At 39.9% G+C, this 18,621-nt stretch carries 8 protein-coding genes; all 8 read left to right on the top strand.

Features of this window, described 5'->3' with window-relative positions:
- Positions 1-112 precede the first annotated feature (112 nt).
- Positions 113-2,884 (top strand): two-component regulator propeller domain-containing protein, encoded by a 2,772-nt coding sequence (locus tag ACGHVY_RS02205; protein WP_390596859.1) that lies wholly within the window; start codon positions 113-115, stop codon positions 2,882-2,884.
- A 162-nt stretch (positions 2,885-3,046) separates the two neighbouring features.
- Positions 3,047-3,565 (top strand): sigma-70 family RNA polymerase sigma factor, encoded by a 519-nt coding sequence (locus tag ACGHVY_RS02210; protein WP_390596860.1) that lies wholly within the window; start codon positions 3,047-3,049, stop codon positions 3,563-3,565.
- Between the two features lie 98 nt (positions 3,566-3,663).
- Positions 3,664-6,846 (top strand): SusC/RagA family TonB-linked outer membrane protein, encoded by a 3,183-nt coding sequence (locus ACGHVY_RS02215; RefSeq protein WP_390596861.1) that lies wholly within the window; start codon positions 3,664-3,666, stop codon positions 6,844-6,846.
- Between the two features lie 14 nt (positions 6,847-6,860).
- Entirely contained in the window at positions 6,861-8,816 is a 1,956-nt protein-coding gene (locus ACGHVY_RS02220; protein WP_390596863.1) for a RagB/SusD family nutrient uptake outer membrane protein, read from the top strand.
- Positions 8,817-8,934: 118 nt separating this feature from the next.
- Positions 8,935-10,668: an IPT/TIG domain-containing protein gene (locus ACGHVY_RS02225; RefSeq protein WP_308744649.1), complete on the top strand. Its 1,734-nt coding sequence runs from the start codon at positions 8,935-8,937 to the stop codon at positions 10,666-10,668.
- 163 nt (positions 10,669-10,831) lie between these two features.
- Positions 10,832-13,636: a hypothetical protein gene (locus ACGHVY_RS02230; protein ID WP_390596865.1), complete on the top strand. Its 2,805-nt coding sequence runs from the start codon at positions 10,832-10,834 to the stop codon at positions 13,634-13,636.
- Positions 13,637-13,852: 216 nt separating this feature from the next.
- Complete coding sequence (locus tag ACGHVY_RS02235; protein WP_308744647.1) at positions 13,853-16,099, top strand: beta-galactosidase; 2,247 nt, start codon at positions 13,853-13,855, stop codon at positions 16,097-16,099.
- A gap of 13 nt (positions 16,100-16,112) precedes the next feature.
- Positions 16,113-18,560 (top strand): glycosyl hydrolase family 95 catalytic domain-containing protein, encoded by a 2,448-nt coding sequence (locus ACGHVY_RS02240; RefSeq protein ID WP_390596867.1) that lies wholly within the window; start codon positions 16,113-16,115, stop codon positions 18,558-18,560.
- Positions 18,561-18,621: the final 61 nt, after the last annotated feature.

Genomic DNA, 18,621 nt, shown 5'->3' on the forward strand with positions numbered 1-18,621 from the left:
TAAGGGTTGATATGAAGCATCCCTTGTTGACAACCGGCTTTATTTTTTCAATGTTATATACTTCTTGAACGAAATAATAATGTATATTTGCAGGGAACAGAATGTGAAAAGGATGAAAAACATACTCATTGTATTATTTATTATATTGCTAAATATACTTAATCCACAATATCTGTTGGCGAGAGACTTGAAGTTTAACCGTTTGACAGCCGAGAATGGTTTACCTTACAGCACGGCTAATGTGATGCTTCAAGATGATAATGGATTTCTATGGATTGGTACTCATACAGGCTTGTGCCGTTACGACGGGATTAATACGGAGATCTATTCAGAGTTTGAAAACAGGCAGGTTCGATCTTTGGAAGAAACGGAAGGAAATTGGTTATGGGTCGGTATGGAGAATGGGCTTGCCCGTATTAACTTGAAAACACGTAAGATGGAATCTATTCTTTGTGAGGGGAAAAAGGAACTTCAAAGGGTTAGTGCTATCCATTGGGGAAAAGACGAAAAGGTGTATGTAGCTGCTATTGATGGGCTTTTTGTCTATGACAAAGGTATATTGACACATGTGATTGCTGATGAAGGACAAGTGTTCTCTATATTGGAGAATACTCTTACTGACTATTGGTTGCTTACTGAAAAAGCATTGTTAAACCTAGATACCAAGACCGGGAAAGTTACGAGGTATGCTTGGCCGTTGAAATTCAACCCGTTTTTTCTGGCTTCTCTAAATTCGCATAAAAACGTTCTTTATATTTCTGCCGAATACAATTCAATGTTACGATTTGATATGAAGAATCGCCGATTTATGAATGAGTTCGCAATAGAGGATAAGAAAAGAACCTATCCGTTGATTATCGATGGCGGACAACTATTTGTAAATACAACGTGGGGGATAGAGGTGCTCTCATGTACTACGAACCGGTTGCAATATACGATTGTAGCTGATGATATGAAAAACGGGCTCCGGTCCAACCAGTTCTATTCTATGTATAAGAAAGGAACTACTTTGTGGCTGGGTATTTTTTCCGGGGGAATCGCTTATTCGCAGATTGAAAATGATGCTTTTAATGTTTATCGGCTTCCTGGCACGGATTTTACTACATTCAATCGTCAGGTGCGTTCTTTTTGCATTGTCTCGGATGATATAAAATTAATAGGAACAAGGAATGGATTACTGTTGGTTTCTGAAAAGGAAAAACGTGTTCAGACTTTCACCACTCAAGATTATCCGGCATTACTCTCTAATTCTATTTTATTTATTCAACCATTCGGTGGGGACGATTACTTGATTGGTACAACAAAAGGGCTTGTCCTTTATTCTTTGAAAAGGAATTCTTTCAGGATTTTCTCTGAAGAAAATGTATATAAAGGAACACAGTTTTATTCTTGTTTGTCAGATGAAGAGGGGATATGGTTAGCTACATCTGAAAAAGTGCTTTATTATAATATGCATACGAATCAAACGGATATATACCCGCTGGATACTAATAAATATCCGGGATGTTCTGCTTTGTCTTTGTGTTTCGACTCCCGTAATCGTTTATGGATAGGAACTTCTGAAGGTGTTTTTTTATTGGATAAGGTTACTCATAAAATAACGGATACCTTTGAGGGAAAGGATAAATTGAAGAATATATCTAAAGCACAGATTAATAATATATCCAGAAGTAAGAATGGAAAGATGTTCATTTGTACCGATCGGATGGGGCTGATTGTTTTGAATGAGCGGGGATCGGAGATTGATATTTATTCAGAAGATAATATTTTGCCACATAATACAGTTTATAGCGTTTATGAAGATGAGCAGAATGTGTGGTGGATTGCCACAATGAAAGGGATTCTGCGTTATAATCGGGTGACTAATAAGAAACAGTTGTATGATTTATCAGCTGGGATACCTAGTGGGGTATGCCGCTCATTTAGTAAGGATAGTCAAAATAGATATTGGTGGGCTAATGAAATGGGATTGGTTGTTTGTGATCCTTATCAGTTGTCACAAGCTGTATTGTGTGATTTGCCACGTATTAGTTCTGTTAAGGTTGCAGGGAAGCGGCAACAATTGTTGGAAGATCAGGAACAAGGTCCTGTAACTCCGGCTTATGCAAAATCAATGGTATTACCTGCGTTTCAGAACAATTTGGAATTATGTTTCTCCATGCATACCTATCTAGGGGCATTGGATTCTTATCAATATATACTGGAGGGGTTTGATGAAAGATGGAAATATAATATTGAGAATAACTGTTTGTCCTATACTGATTTGCCGGCGGGGAAATATCTATTGAGAGTTCGTGGACAAGGAAATTCTGATTATGAAACTCAATTGGAAATTATTGTAGAATATCCATGGTATGTTACGTATGGTATTGCTGCTATAGTTGTCATAATTGTGCTATTGGGTATCGGATGGAAATATTGGCGGAGAAAAGTGGCGATAGTAGAAATGAAACAGGATCCTGACGATGAATTGTTAAATACGGCGGCGTATAGACCTAAAACTCCAAGATCCAGTCAGGAAAAGTTGGATCGCCTGTATGAACAACTCATTCATTATTTTGAAACAGAAAAACCATATTTGAACAAACAGTTGAAGAGTGCGGATATTGCCGCAGCGTTATCCTGTTCTATTTCTTCTTTATCAGAATGTCTTTCTTTTAAATTGAATACTAACTTTTCCGATTTTGTTGCTCATTATCGAGTGGAAGCTTTTGTTCAAAAGCAAAAACAGGAGGATATTTCTTTATATACATTAATGTCTATTGCAGAATCTTGTGGGTTCAATTCAAAGTCTTCTTTCTTCCGGTTGTTTAAAAAGCAAATGGGATGTACTCCATTAGAGTATATTCAGAAGCAAGATCATGACAGAGTATCAAAACAATGATTTGGGACTTTGCTTTTAACTGTTTATACTGTTGATATATAGATATTTATCTGTTTATAGTCTTTCTTCCTTGTATTGATACCTACCGCTTTCAAGTTTATGCCTTTATATGGGAGCAACAGTTTATATTTGCATTCGTAATCATAACCCAAAGTTTATATTATGGAGAATGTAACTGATAGATCCCAGAGTATTATTGTAGATTCGTACATTGAATATTATTCTCGTGTGGTGGATTTTATAACGTATAGAATTAACAATCGTTGTGATGCGGAAGATTTGGCACAAGATGTATTTGTACGTCTGATGGAATATAAACAAATACTTTGTGAGGATACTGTAAAACATTTCATTTATACCATTTCCCGTAATATTGTAACTGACTATCTTCGCCGTTATTATAAAGCAAGAGAGATCAGTAGCTATCTCTATGATGAGACTTCTTCTGCTTGTACGAATGAAACGGAAGAAATTGTCTTGGCCAATGACATTTCTTCATTGGAGAAGAAAAAATTGGCAACCTTTCCGAGGCAACGAAAACAAATTTATTATTTGACGCGCTTTAAAGGGCTTTCGTCAGTAGAAATTGCTACTCGTCTGAATGTTGGGAAGCGAACGGTAGAATGTCATTTATTTATGGCAAGGAAAGAGATGCGTACATATTTGCAACAGTGTATATAAAAAGAGATAATAAACTATATAGTGTTAATTTTAAATTGGAATTTATGGAAAATGATTTTCTTAGATTCTCACCCAAAAGAGTTTTATATTCTGTGGTGATGGCATCCACGTTATGGGTCGGAAGTCCTCAATTGGTATTTTCGGAGGTGAGAGATGTTCTGGCTATTCTACAATCTGGTTTCGTAAAGGGGCAAGTAGTAGATGAAAAGGGTGAACCGATTATTGGAGCTAGTATTTCAGTGAAGGGAACGACTAATGGAGTAATTACTGATATGGATGGTAATTTTACATTGAATAATGTTTCTAAAGGGGTGTTGATCATTTCGTATGTGGGTTTTCAAACACAAGAAGTGAATATAACAGGAAAGCCACTGAAAATTGTTTTGAGAGAAGACTCCGAGATGCTGGATGAGATTGTAGTTGTTGGGTATGGAGTTCAAAAGAAAGCGACTCTTTCCGGGTCTGTTACCCAAGTAAAAGGAGATGAAGTACTTGCCGGAAAATCTACGCAGAGTGTGGCTTCTGCACTGCAGGGGACCATTCCCGGGCTGACAATAACGCGTACTTCTTCTCGTCCGGGAAATGAAGGTACTTCGATAACATTACGTGGGGGTATCTCTGTGAATGATGATGCCAATAAACCAATGATCATTATTGATGGGGTAGAAGCTTACGAATGGGAACTTTCGCAAATTAATCCCAATGATGTTGAAAGCATATCTGTATTGAAAGATGCAGCCGCTGCAATTTATGGTACTAAAGCTGCCGGTGGTGTTATGCTGGTGACAACTAAGCGTGGACAAGAAGGAAAAATCAAAGTCACTTATTCGGGAAGTGTACATGCTAATATTGTAGGAAAACGTTATCCGGTCGCTAATGGGCAAGAATGGGCAAAAATGCATAATATGGCTGTGGAGAATGACTATAAATATGGTGCAGATCATACGTACGGTTGGAAGTTAGGCTGGTCGGAAGAAACGTGGCATTCCCTTGCAAATGGTGAATATATTGAAGGTATGGTAAGTGGTGCTTATAGGGTATTGGACCCTTATGCTGACCAGTTTGATGCTGTTTATGGAACAACATGGGGACAATCACATAACGTAATGGTCAGGGGAGGTAATGATAGAGTGAAGGTTATGACTTCATTAGGATATGCTAATGACCGGTCTTTAATAGACGTGGTGTATGATGGACAGAAAAAATATAATTTTCGTACGAACCTTGATTATAAAATTAATGATATTGTGAAGACAGAGTTCAATGTCTCTTATGATAAACGGAATACCAGTAGCCCTCAACAAGGCGTGGGACATGGTTTGCAAGATATGTATTTATTCCCGATATATAATGAATACGGGCAATTTTATGATACTTTTGGGAATAATAATCTTGTGGCTAAAATGGTTGAAGGAGGACGTAATAACAATACGGAAGAAATCATGCGTTTAGGAGGTAAACTGACTTTAGACCTCAATAAATATGTAAAGGGACTGTCTTTACAAACTTCTGCCAACTTTCGTATCCGACATCATAAAAAAATAGAGCGTCAGACTCATGTTACTCTTTATGACAGGGCGGGTGAAACAACCTCTATTGACGGTTATCCTGATTATTCCCAAGGGGCAGGTTCTATTCATTATCAATCGTCAGATGATGATTGCTGGGTAAAAAACACTTTAGAAGAAACCTTTTATCAAACTTACAATGCTTTGTTGAATTATAATCGTTCATTTGGTAGTCATAACGTATCACTAATGGCGGGTTTGACCGGTGAAAAAACAGGATATGAGAAATACTACCAATATCGTAAAGGTATGGCCAATGACGAACTGGATGATATTAATTTAGGAGATGTTACTACTGCTGAAGCTACTGGAGGCAGAAATGAGGTAGGAATGATTTCTTGGATTGGCCGATTGAACTATGATTATAAGGGAATTTATCTGTTAGAAGGTTTGTTCCGTCGTGATGGATCTTCCAGATTTTCAAAGAATAATCGTTGGGCTAATTTTTATGGTCTTTCAGCTGGCATACGTTTCTCTGAATTTGAGTTTGTAAAGAATTGGAATGTATTTGATAATTTAAAGTTGCGTGGCTCTTACGGTGAAACCGGTTCACAAGGAGGTATTGGCCAATATGATTATTATTCAACAATTAGTAAAGGGAATACAGTATTCGGATTTGACGGTACAAAAGTGAACACGGCATGGATTTCTTCTATGACTTCAGAAGATAGAACCTGGGAACGTGTCTCTACTACTAACGTTGCGGTTGATTTTGCCGTACTTAATAATCGTCTTAGCGGTACATTTGAATATTATATCCGTAAGAATAATGATATGTTGATTGATATCACTTATCCTAAGACATTGGGGGCAACGGCTCCAAAAACAAATTCCGGAGGTTATCGTGCTAATGGTTGGGAACTACAGTTGAATTGGAATGATCGGATAGGAAGAGATTTCAGTTATAGTGTCGGATTAAGTTTGTCCGATGCGCATACTAAAGTAACTAGTTATGAAGGCGCAGCTGCTATCACTTATGGTAAAAATAAAATAGTAGAAGGAAAACCGATTAATTCAATTTACGTATTCAAGACTAATGGGTATTTGCAGAATGAAGAAGAAGTCACTGCTTATTATGGAACGATTAATGGAACAGGTACATTGGCTCCTACTCAAAATAGTAATAATCAGTTACGTCCTGGATGCGTGAGGAAAGTCGACTTGGATGAAAATGGAGCGATTACTACGGATGACCTCTATTATTATGGTGACTCTAATCCACACTATCAGTTTGGAATTAGTTTGGGAGTAAAATATAAAGGGTTTGATTTTTCGGCATTCATTCAGGGAGTTGGTAAACAGAATCTTATTCGCGAAGGTAATATGCGTGGTCCTTTCGTTAGTTGGTGGATGAATCAAAATAAGACCTATCTTGATAATACATGGACAGAAGGAAATACTGATGCTCGTTTTCCTTTGCTGTCATTTAATGGTTCTGTAAATGATTGGAATTATAGTCAATATAACGATATCAATGTGATGAATGTTTGGTATGCTCGTTTAAAGAATGTGGCATTGGGGTATACGCTGCCTAAGACATGGATGAAAAAAATAGGGGTGGAAAATCTACGCTTGTATATATCGGCAGATAATCTGTTTGAATTGACACATGTAGATGATAAATTTGACCCTGAAGCACAGGCTTCAACGGGACAGGGCAAGATTGATTGTTATGCACGTACGATTTCTTTTGGTATTGATCTCACATTTTAAAAAGCATGTAAATTATGAAAACAGGTAAAGTTATATACATCCTATTATTAGGTTCATTGGTTGTTACAAGTTGTATAGATGACTTTTTGAATCTTAAGCCTCTGGATTCTGAAACAGAAGCTATATTTTTTCAAAATTTGGAACAATTTCAGGCTGCTGCTGATAATCTTCATACTAATATTTACGCATGGCAGTCCAATGGAAAGAAAGGTAGTGCAAATAACACTTATGCCATTCGTTTTGATTATGGGACAGATTTGATTACAGTTTCTCACGATGCAGTGAATGGGACAAATGCGGCCGGCACTTCTGATGATTATTATTCTCAATCGTATGAATGGTTACGTGGCTGTAACCAATTAATAGAGAAGGCTGCCTCTTATTCTGGCCCTGACGAAATAGCAGGTCCGGTTGGACAAGCTCATTTCTTTCGTGCATGGCATCATTTCTTTTTGTTACAACGTTTTGGTGGAATACCATTGATGATGAGTACTCCCGATGTCTTTTCAGATGTGGTATGGGGTAAGAGGGCATCTCGATATGAAGTTGTAAAAGCTATTTTGGATGATTTGGACACAGCCATTTTTAACTTGAAAAACACGACAGTGTCTTCGACTTCAAACGATGGTCATGTTACAATTGAAGCTGCAAAAGCTTTTAAGGCACGTGTTTGTTTATATGAAGGTACTTGGGAGAAATATAATGGTATAGGTACGGCTGATCCTACCAATGGGGATGGTGTGAAGAATGGTGCTGGGACGGTAATTCCCGACGGATATCCTTCTGTGACCGATTTTTTAACCATGGCCAAAACACTTTCCGATGAGATTATCAGTAGTGGGACATTTGAATTGTTTTTAGGGGTAGAGAATGTTCCCAATTCGGCTAATCCGGATTTGTATGCACATAAGAGTTATTTTTATCTATTTAACTTGGAAGGTAGTGATTCTAATCCTGCCGGGCTGAGTAAGGCTAGTAATAAAGAAGCAGTTTTTCGTGCTGTCTATGATCATACGAATAGGAAGAGCAATATGAATCTGACGCATTCGGAGCCTGCTAAGATGACACGGAAGTTAATTGATATGTATTTGTGTACTGATGGTTTGCCAGTTCATGTATCTCCTTTATTTAAAGGATATATTGATATGAATACGGAATTTGAGAACCGTGATTATCGGCTGACAGCTTGTCATCCTAAGACATTGGATTATGTTTGGGGATGGGGGAAATATGGTACTGGTGCAGATTATATGACAGATATAACTTCTTTGTCTGCCAATCAGTATCAATATTGTCCTAATTTGACGACTAATACAACTTCAGGAACCCGTGGACGGAAATTTTGCTCGGAGTTGTCTACCATAACCGATGCTGGTCAGGAAGCAATGGATTGTATGTTAATACGTTTGGCTGAAATATATTTAATTTATGCTGAAGCTACTTGCGAGTTGGGGAATGGTACTATTTCTGATGAGGATTTGGATAAGTCTTTAAATTTAGTTCGTGCCCGTGGTGGAGTGGCTCCTTTGAATGCTGCTTTGATAGCTAAAGCAAGAACATTGGGATGTGATATGTCTTATTTAGGAGAGATCCGTCGTGAACGTGCTTTGGAGTTGTATGCTGAAGGCTTACGTATTGCGGATGTATGTCGTTGGGGAATTGCGGAACAAGTCTTTGGGACAGAAAAATGTGGTGTCTATATAAGCTATGAAGATACTAATACGTATTTGGTTACAATGAAAAATCCTGTAACAAACGAAGATGTTTTTAAATCAAGTGTTTGGACTGCTGATAATATAGAACAAGAAACTATTACTTATGAAGATCCTGCGTATACTCCAACCAAGCCAGGGTGTGTGATTGTAGAAAAGAAGGTCAATAGAAAATTTTCAAAGAAGAATTATTTGCAACCTATTCCTACAGATGAGATAAAGTTGAATCCGCAGTTATTGCAGAATCCGCAGTGGTAATGAATGTAATTAATAAAAGATGAATATGAAAAAGCTATTTAATTCTATAATGATTTGTGTTCTGTTATTTTCGAGCACTTTCATAGGAACTGCATGTTCAGATGATGAAAAAAATGGATTGAATAAATATCCAGTTCCTGTAATCTCCGAGTTTTCTCCAAGCGAAGGTCTTCCAACTAGTGTGGTGACGATAAAGGGAGCTAATTTTGGAACAGAACGTACAGAGCGTGTGGGACGTGTGTATTTCGGAGGTGTCGAGGCTACTGACTATGAAAGCTGGTCGGATAATGAGATTAAAGTACGAGTACCGCAGAAGGGAATTACTGGTAACATTACTCTGTGGGTATGGAAGAATCATACAGAAACAACCGATGAATTTATTTGTGTTCCTGGTGCCGAGATTACTTCAATCAATCCGAGTCCCACTTTTCCTGGTTCGCAGATTACAATAAATGGAAAGAATTTCCAATATTTCATTGATAAAGGGGTTACTGCTCAGGATGTTATTGTTGAATTCTGTGCCGAAGAGGGAATTACCAAGGCCACTGCTGATGCTTTAACAGCGACTTCAGTTACCGTAACAGTACCTACGGATGCAAAAGGTGGTGCTATTACTATTGATTTTAATGGTTATCAAAAGATTAGTGGTCCCGAATTGCCGTTAGTTGGAGATTTGAATTTACCGCTCATCAACTATTTAGAAACAAGCGGAACAATAACCATTGAAGAAGGTGGTATTGGAAGTACTAAGGATGGTGCTCATGTCATATATCAGTTTGACGCTCCTGCAACCGGATTGTTCGACGTATATCTGATGACAGGAACGACGAAAGATGGAAGTTCGCTGAACGTTAATATCGGTGATAACCTGAATACTTTGAAAACAGCTGCATTGAACGAGACTTTGACCCATGCAATGAAGAATACCGGCTCATGGGCAACCAATTGGAAAGACCAATGGGGAGCATTCTATCTTGAAGAAGGCAAAACCTATTATCTGAAAATCACATTCCTGCAAGTGGGAACAACTTGGGTTGGAAACGTCGGTGAAATTGGATTGACTTTATCTGCTGATCAAAATCAAACACCAGTAAATGGGAGTAAACCAGGTGCGGATTATGTAATTTATAAACATGATTTCAATTCGGGTACATCCTATCTTCCTTTTACAGACGCATGGGCTTGGGAACCCAATTATATTAAGATTGTAGATAAATATTTGGAATTTTATTACAACTATAAAGCTCTTTTGGAGGATGACCGTCGTATGCGTCGAGGGGCCGAAGTGACTTGTAATTTCAAAACGACAACCGAAGGATGGTATGGTTTTAAGGTTTATTTGCCCGAAGGCAAGTTCCCTATGAACGAGAGTGGCATCATCATTGCGCAAATTTTCGGTCAAGGGTGTAAAAACAGTTGGGCGGGGCATCTTTCCATTGATCAGGGAATTTTGAAACTTTCGCATCGTCATGCTCTGATTGATCCGGTAGTAGGAATCGTTGGCAAACTCGAAACTAATAAATGGTACTCGGTGGTGGTTTATTTCAAGGCCGGTCGGAACAACAAAGGCCATCTGAAAGCATGGATAGGCGATAATATGGTCGAGGGTTCACCTGCATACGATTCCGGTAATTGCAATTTTGGTTTTGCGCATTGGATTGATGATGATACTTTGGACGATACTGGAAATAATTCTGAGTGTGTTGGTTATAACGGAACTTATGATGCTTTGGGTTGTAAATTCGGATTGTATGTGACTAATAAGGTAGATATGACTATCCGTTTTGATGACCTCAAAGCCCTTGAGGGTAATCCTGCCGGAGCATTTGATATTGTGAAGCCGGGTAAGTGATAAGCATGAAGGATAACTGTTTAAGTATTAGATCTCATATATTTTAAAGATGGGAGAGCGCATCCGGAGTCACAGACGAAATGATGCGCTCTTTGTTTTTTTACGTTATCAACAATAATATATAATAATGGTAAAGTGTGATTTTAATCGAAAAAGAAATACCATGGTTCATATAAGGAATAAATATTTTTATCTTTTTTCCATCTTCCTGTTGTTGGATGTGTGGATAGCATTTGCACAGTCGACCATTAGCGAAAAAGACTTTCGCACGAATATGCATCCTCGCGTATTTGTTACGATGGACGACAAACAAGCTATTCTGGCGAAAATAGAATCGGTGAACTGGGCAAGAGACATTTATGAGGCGCTGAAAGCCGATGTGGATCCAATCATTGCTATGCACCAGGATAATCCTGGATACGTGGTTTCTCGTATGCAGATGCATTGGGAACCAGGAAAACGCTATACGCATTTCTATACCGAAGGAAATTATGTCACCCGCAGGGAAGGTAATGCCAAATATCCTACAGTTAGAGTGACCTACGGACGTGCCGCCAGCAACTCCGTGCCTTTGGCTCCACTGGACAAAATTATTCCTTACGGGGATGGTTCGCTGACCAAACCTGCCAGTATGAATCTTGGCATTGTGAAGCTGACTGAATCATCTAACAATGAATTATCGGATTTGGGCAACGAAACTCCGTATGATACCGTCCCGTTCACCAAGACCGGACTTGGAACGGAAACCGTGAACCGGGCTTTCATTCAGTTGGCTTGGAAATCGTCTATCTTATATTACTTGACGGAAAATAGGAAATATGCCAAATTGGCTGCCGACATCTTGTGGAATTTTGTTCGTGGGGCAGCACAACAAGAACAACTTAATTCGGGTTGGGAACAAAATCATAAAGAGGGAAGTCTCAATGGCTACCTTTCTTTCGAGACTTTAGGTGATACCCGCCATTTCGCTACTCTTCCATTGGCATACGACATGATTTACGATTATTTGCGGCAAGAGTATTTTGATTCGGAACAATTTGTCAAAGGCATTGATGGTGAGATATGGGCACCTCCTCATCCCGAAGGAAAAGAATGGGCTTTAGGTTGTTTCGAGAAGATGTTCAAGCGTTTGATAGAAAACAAACTGAACCGTGGAGGAGGACTGAAAGGCAACTGGAACATGAATGAACAGCAATCTGCCATGCTTTATGCCTTGGCGCTTGACGAGGATTTCACTTATCAGGATGGCAAGGGGCGTGCTTATTATGTAAACAAATTGGTTTACGGTCCTACCACGGAACATCATGGGGCTTATCTCGATGTGCTGCGTGCCAACATCAGTCCTACTACCGGATTGTGGCCTGAAGCTCCGGGCGGATACGGACAAGGCTCTATTGGGCAATTGGTGCGTTTCGGCTTCATTTATTATAAAAATGGTCTTGATTTTTTGTCCAAAGATCCTTTGCTGAGCAAAGCCTCGAGTTCAATGACACAAATGTTATTTCCCAATGGTTATGTTACTAACTTTGGTGATGCTACATATGCTACCATGAATACCGAACAACTGGAACTTATGATGGCATACTGGCACGATAAGAAAGATAGTTTGCAAGAAAGAAAATGTGCAGAATGGATGAAATATGCCCCACAACGGAACTTGCACAATGAATTTTATTATGCGTTGTTTTTCTATTTGCCCGAAATCCCTCGTACTGATAGTGCTCCTCAATTGGCGCGTACATCCTATTCCGAAACATACTCTTTAGTATTCGGTCGCAATGATGCACCCGACCCGAAGGATGCTTTGGCTTTTACTTTGATGGGATTTGGCAAGGATACCGGGCACAGGCAACCTAATGGCATGAACATGGAGTTGTATGGGCGTGGACATATTTTGGCACCAGATCAAGGTGTAGGTCAGGATTATTGGGGGGCGGACACACATGAATATAAAATTAACGTAGCTGGACACAATACCGTGAGTCCGAATGGAAAAGGTGCGGACAATAACATGCCGCAGAATCTGGAAATTGTACATGCCGAACCTGTCGTCATTGATGGAAAAACTCCTGACTACGAGGTATCTCCCTACCACCAGTATGTAGATGCGGTAAATCATTTCCATACTTCGGAAATCAAGGCGGAACAACGCCGTATGCTTTCTATTATCCGTACTTCGCCACACACTGGCTATTATGTAGACATATTCCGGTCGGACGTGACAGATGGGGAAGACCGTTACCATGACTATATTTATCATAACATGGGTACCGGCTCCGAATTCTTCCTTTCGTCGGGGCAACCGATGCCGATGTCTGCCTCTCCCTTGGATTCGTTGTCCGGTAAAGGATATTCTTATTTCACTACATTGGGTAGCTGCGAGAATCCTGACAACTTTTATGTAGACTATCATTTGGGTATAGATGATACTCATATGAGGATGTTTGTGCCGACAGGTAAAGGAAGGACCGTTTATCAACTGAACTCTTTGTTCAATCATCGTTATTATGAACCGTCTTTACGTACGCTTCCTGTACCGGCATTACTGATAAGGCAAAAAAGTGAAGCTTGGGACCATCCTTTTATAACAGTGTATGAACCATACGGCAACGGAGCAAAAAGCCAAATTCGTTCGGTCTATACAAGTAAGACTCCAAAACAAAAAGGTGTAGCCAAGTTGTCGGTCGAATATTTCAAGAAAGACAAAATGGACCATATCATTCATTCGGTGAATGAAAAAACAGAAGCGAAGTATATGGGCATCCGGTTTATGGGCACCTATTGTGTTGCAACCATGGAGAAAGGACGACTTGTTTCATTGTACATAGGAAACGGATACTCGTTCAGTATGGACGGTTTGGAAGTTACTCTTGGTGAGGGAAAGCCTTTTGATGTTTGGCTGGAATGGAGAGACGGAGAGTGGATTTGTCATTCAAGGGAAGCTGTAAAAATAAAAATGTTGAAATAATTACTTTTTTATATCATGAAGACTATCTTTTGAATATAGTCAGACTAATGAGGGGGGAGAGCTTCCTGAAACGGAGCTGAACCTAATATTATTGACTCTTAAAATTTCGACAATAAAATAATAGATATTGTAGTGTGTATGATAAAATATATAGTTGGTTTATTGGGATTTCTTCCTATGTTTATTTCAGCTCAAAATATTACGGATCTAGCAGTAATGAATGACCGAACGGCAGACACTTTCATTGGAAACGGTACGCAAGTAGTGTCCATAGATGATTCAGTGTTTATTCATCCGGATAGAATCCGTTATGACCGGCAATGTATACAGATTGAAGGGAAGGACATGTTCCTGTTTAGTGCTGCGTTCCATTATTTTCGTGTGCCTCAACCTTTGTGGGCGGATCGTTTTAGAAGGTTGAAAGATGGTGGTTTTAATTGTGTGGAGACATACATTCCCTGGAATTGGCATGAACGGAAAATGCCTCGTTCGCCGCAGGATGAGTCTTGTTTGGACATGAAGGAACTGGATGACTTCCTGAAAATGGCGGAAGATTTCGGGCTTTATGTGATTGTCCGTCCCGGACCTTATATTTGTGCAGAATGGAGTGGAGGTGGTTTTCCGCAATGGATTATGCAAAAGAAACCTGCAAAGACTACTTTTGATACCTGGCTGCAAAGTAATGACCCTGAATTTATGCGTTGGAATGAGCATTGGTACAGAGCTGTATGCCGTGTAGTGGCACCGCACCAATTAACGCGGAAGGAGAAAGGGCATACAGGTGTTATCTTTTTCCAGGTGGAGAATGAATTTAATCGAATTAAATGGTTTCCGAAAGAGGCTAAGAAAGACTATTTGATCCAACTTACGCAAATTGTTCGTAAATATGAAATAGATGTGCCGGTTATAACTTGCTGGACGGATGAAGCTCGTAATGTGGAAGAGGGGGGGCTTAACGGCGTGGTAGATATGGTAAATAGTTACCCGCGTTGGGAAATAGAGAAGAATTTCGGCCGTTTGATTAATCAACAGTTACGTACCCAACCCGGTAAACCGCTAATTTCGGGAGAATTGCAAGGTGGGTGGATGAGTGAAGTGGGAGGAAAACTAAGTTGGGAACAGGATGGTTTAATGCCGGTACAAACGCAGAATATTACCTTATATGCATTACAGCGTGGTTTTTGTGGGATTAATTATTACATGACTGTAGGTGGTACTAACTTTGATGATTGGGGAGCCAGACAAATGACTACTACCTATGATTATGCAGCTGCCATTGCTGAAAATGGTTCGATTAATGAGCGTTATCGTCGTTTTCAGGGATTAGCGCATTTATTGAAGGAACATGGTACTAAAATAGCCCGTGCTGATGTGTTTCCTATAGAGTATATTTCTACTGATCCGGATGTGAAGTTGGTGTTACGCAAGGCTTCCAACGGTGACCGGTATTATTTTGTGAGAACAGAGGAGCATACCCGTCATCATTTTGGTACCATACAGACTTCTGATTTGACTTTTGATTTTTCATTGGAACCATTTGGCGCTATGATATATTATTTGCCTTCAGGTGGCAGTCAGGGAGATTGGTTACCGAAACTTCCCGATACGGAATCTCGTCCGGCAGTTGAAGCGGATACTATCAGATTGATGCCTGATATGCAGATGGCTGATCCGCTCCCTACTCGCTGGACGAAGTTGGAGAAAGGAGAGTGCATTGATCACGATGGCATTTACGGACGTCATTTTGTGTATTATCGTACGTATGCTCCGCAGGGAAAACTGCTTGAAGTGGGACGTATTGGTCATAAATTGATTAACGGCACGGATGCAGACGAGGTGTTGGTGTCCGTTCAAGGAAAGATACTGCCTATGTTGAAGGAAGATGCATATAGTGTTTTTTATCAACTGCCGGGAGATTCGGCTATAAACAGGAAGCTCGAAATAGTTATGCTTTTTGAAAGCAAAGGGTTACATCATCATACAAAAAAGATAGTAGAAGACTATTGGGGCATAGGACTGAATTATGTGAGATGCGGAGACAAGGAACTTTCTTTGGAATATGCATACACAGAGAACGAACGCGGACTTAACTTGTCTAAAGGCGGAGGATTACAAGAAAAGATACTGCCAGAAACGGCTGAATTAGATGAATCGCTTCTGTCATGGTATTCATATTCGTTCACTTTGCCCGAGCAGCCTCGTGGAGTATGGTTCCCTTACCATCTTCGTCTGGAACATTCGGGGAATGGATTTATTTACATAAACGGTCACTGCATCGGTCGTTGTTGGCAGAAAGGTCCCCAGCATGAATATTATATTCCCGAATGTTGGTTGAATATTGGTGGTGAAAATCATTTGGTAGTTAGTTTATGTCCAACAAGAGATGGAGCCGAAATACGAGGGGCGGAAATCATACCTGTCACTTGGGTGGCGGAAAGACGAGAAAGATTAGTGGTTGACTAATAAGAATATTTTTATGATAAGATTAGATAGGATTTTTATGGCATTGGTGTGTATGGTATGTTCATTGAATGTATCCGCTGATGATTTGAAATTGTGGTATAGCCGCCCGGCTACGGTTTGGACTGAAGCCTTGCCTTTAGGAAATTCTCGGTTGGGAGTGATGGTTTATGGCGGTGCGGGCAGTGAGGAACTTCAGTTGAATGAGGAAACTGTGTGGGGAGGAGGTCCTCACCGTAATGATAATCCAAAAGCTTTGGTTGCATTACCTCAAATCAGACAGCTTGTGTTTGAGGGGCGTTATCGGGAAGCACAAGAAATAGTGGCACAAAATTTTGAAACTCCGCGTAACGGTATGCCTTATCAAACAATAGGTAGTTTGATGCTTGACTTTCCCGGGCATGAGAAGGCTACGGATTATTATCGTGACTTGGACATAGAAAGGGCCATAGCAACTACACGTTATAAAGTAGGAGAGGTGACTTATAATCGGGAGGTTTTCACTTCCTTTGCGGATAATGTGGTCATAGTTCGATTGACTGCAAATAAACCGGAGGCTTTATCATTTATGGCTTCTTATAAATCTCCTTTGCAGCATGAAATTCGCAAGTCGGGAAAAAGACTTGTGTTAATAGGGAAAGGAACAGGACATGAAGGTGTGCCTGGTGCCATTCGTGTAGAGACACAGACTGAGGTAAAGAATGAGGGAGGTCATGTAGTAGTGACTGGAGAGAATATTCAGGTGAATGGAGCTGATGCTGTAACTCTTTATATTTCCGCTGCAACTAATTTTGTGAATTATAAAGATGTCAGCGGAGATGCACACAGAAAGTCAAAGGCTTATTTAGATATTGCTTGTAAGAAAAAATATGAGCAAGCACGTGAAGAACATATAGCTTATTATCAGAACCAATTCAACCGTGTGAAGTTGGACTTAGGGACTTCGGAAGAAGCAAAAAGAGAGACACATCTACGGGTGAAGCACTTTAATGAAGGAAAAGATGTATCATTGGCCGCTTTAATGTTTCAATATGGTCGTTATCTGCTCATCTCTTCTTCCCAACCGGGCGGACAACCCGCAAATCTGCAAGGAATATGGAATGATAAATTATTGGCTCCTTGGGACGGAAAATATACGGTTAATATCAATCTGGAGATGAACTACTGGCCGGCTGAGGTGACTAATCTGAGTGAGACACATTTGCCGTTGATGCAAATGTTGAAAGAATTGTCGGAAACAGGGAAAGAAACAGCTCGTACAATGTATGGCTGTGATGGCTGGGTACTGCATCATAATACGGATATATGGCGTTGCACAGGACTTGTAGATAAAGCATTTTGGGGAATGTGGCCGAATGGAGGCGCATGGTTATGCCAGCATTTATGGCAACATTATCTTTTTACCGGTGATAAAGCTTTTTTAAAGGAGGCATATCCCATAATGAAAGGAGCTTCAGATTTCTTTCTTCATTTTTTAGTGGAACATCCCAAATACGGATGGATGGTGACTTGTCCGTCCAACTCACCGGAACATGGACCGGAGGGGGATGAAAAGAAGAATGCACCTTCTACTGTGGCCGGCTGTACAATGGACAATCAGATCGTTTTTGATCTTTTCTCCAATACTTTGCGGGCTTGTAAGATATTGGCGGAAGATGCTGCTTATGCCGAACATTTGCAAAAAATGATTGATCGTTTGCCGCCTATGCAGATTGGTAGATATAACCAATTACAGGAATGGCTGGAAGATGTGGACGACCCTACGAGCGAGCACAGGCATGTGTCTCATCTTTTTGGATTGTATCCGGGTAATCAGATATCTCCTTATACAGATCCTCTGTTATTTCAAGCTGCAAAAAACTCTTTAATTTATCGGGGAGATCAAGCAACGGGATGGTCGATTGGGTGGAAAATAAACTTGTGGGCAAGGCTTTTGGATGGTAATCGTGCTTTTAAGATTATTAATAATATGTTGGTATTGGTAGAACCGGCAAATCCAAGTGGACGCACATATCCGAATCTGTTTGATGCACATCCCCCTTTTCAGATTGATGGAAATTTCGGTTATACGGCAGGAGTTGCTGAGATGCTTTTGCAGAGTCATGACAATGCTGTACATCTGCTTCCGGCGTTACCAGATGCTTGGCGGAAAGGTACTGTTGAAGGACTGGTTGCCCGAGGAGGTTTTGTTGTGGATATGAAATGGAATAGTGCTCAGTTGTCTGAAGTGACTATACATGCTCGTTTAGGTGGGAATCTTCGATTACGCTCTTATGTACCTTTAAAAGGGGAAGGTTTGCGTGAGGCGGCAGGTGAAAATGGGAATCGTTTTTTTCAGTTTGAGCGAATAAAGGAACCGCTTGTGTCTAAAGAGATTAGTTTGCAGTATCCTTTATTGTATAAGGTGTACGAGTATGATATAATGGCTGAACCTGGAAAGACTTATTATTTTGAAAGAGGATAGCTTGAAGACCTATTCTCAATAAGAAATATTTTATTTATTCGGGGATTTATAGTAAGTTTGC

Source organism: Bacteroides sp. f07 (genome assembly GCF_042854785.1).
Classification (GTDB): domain Bacteria; phylum Bacteroidota; class Bacteroidia; order Bacteroidales; family Bacteroidaceae; genus Bacteroides.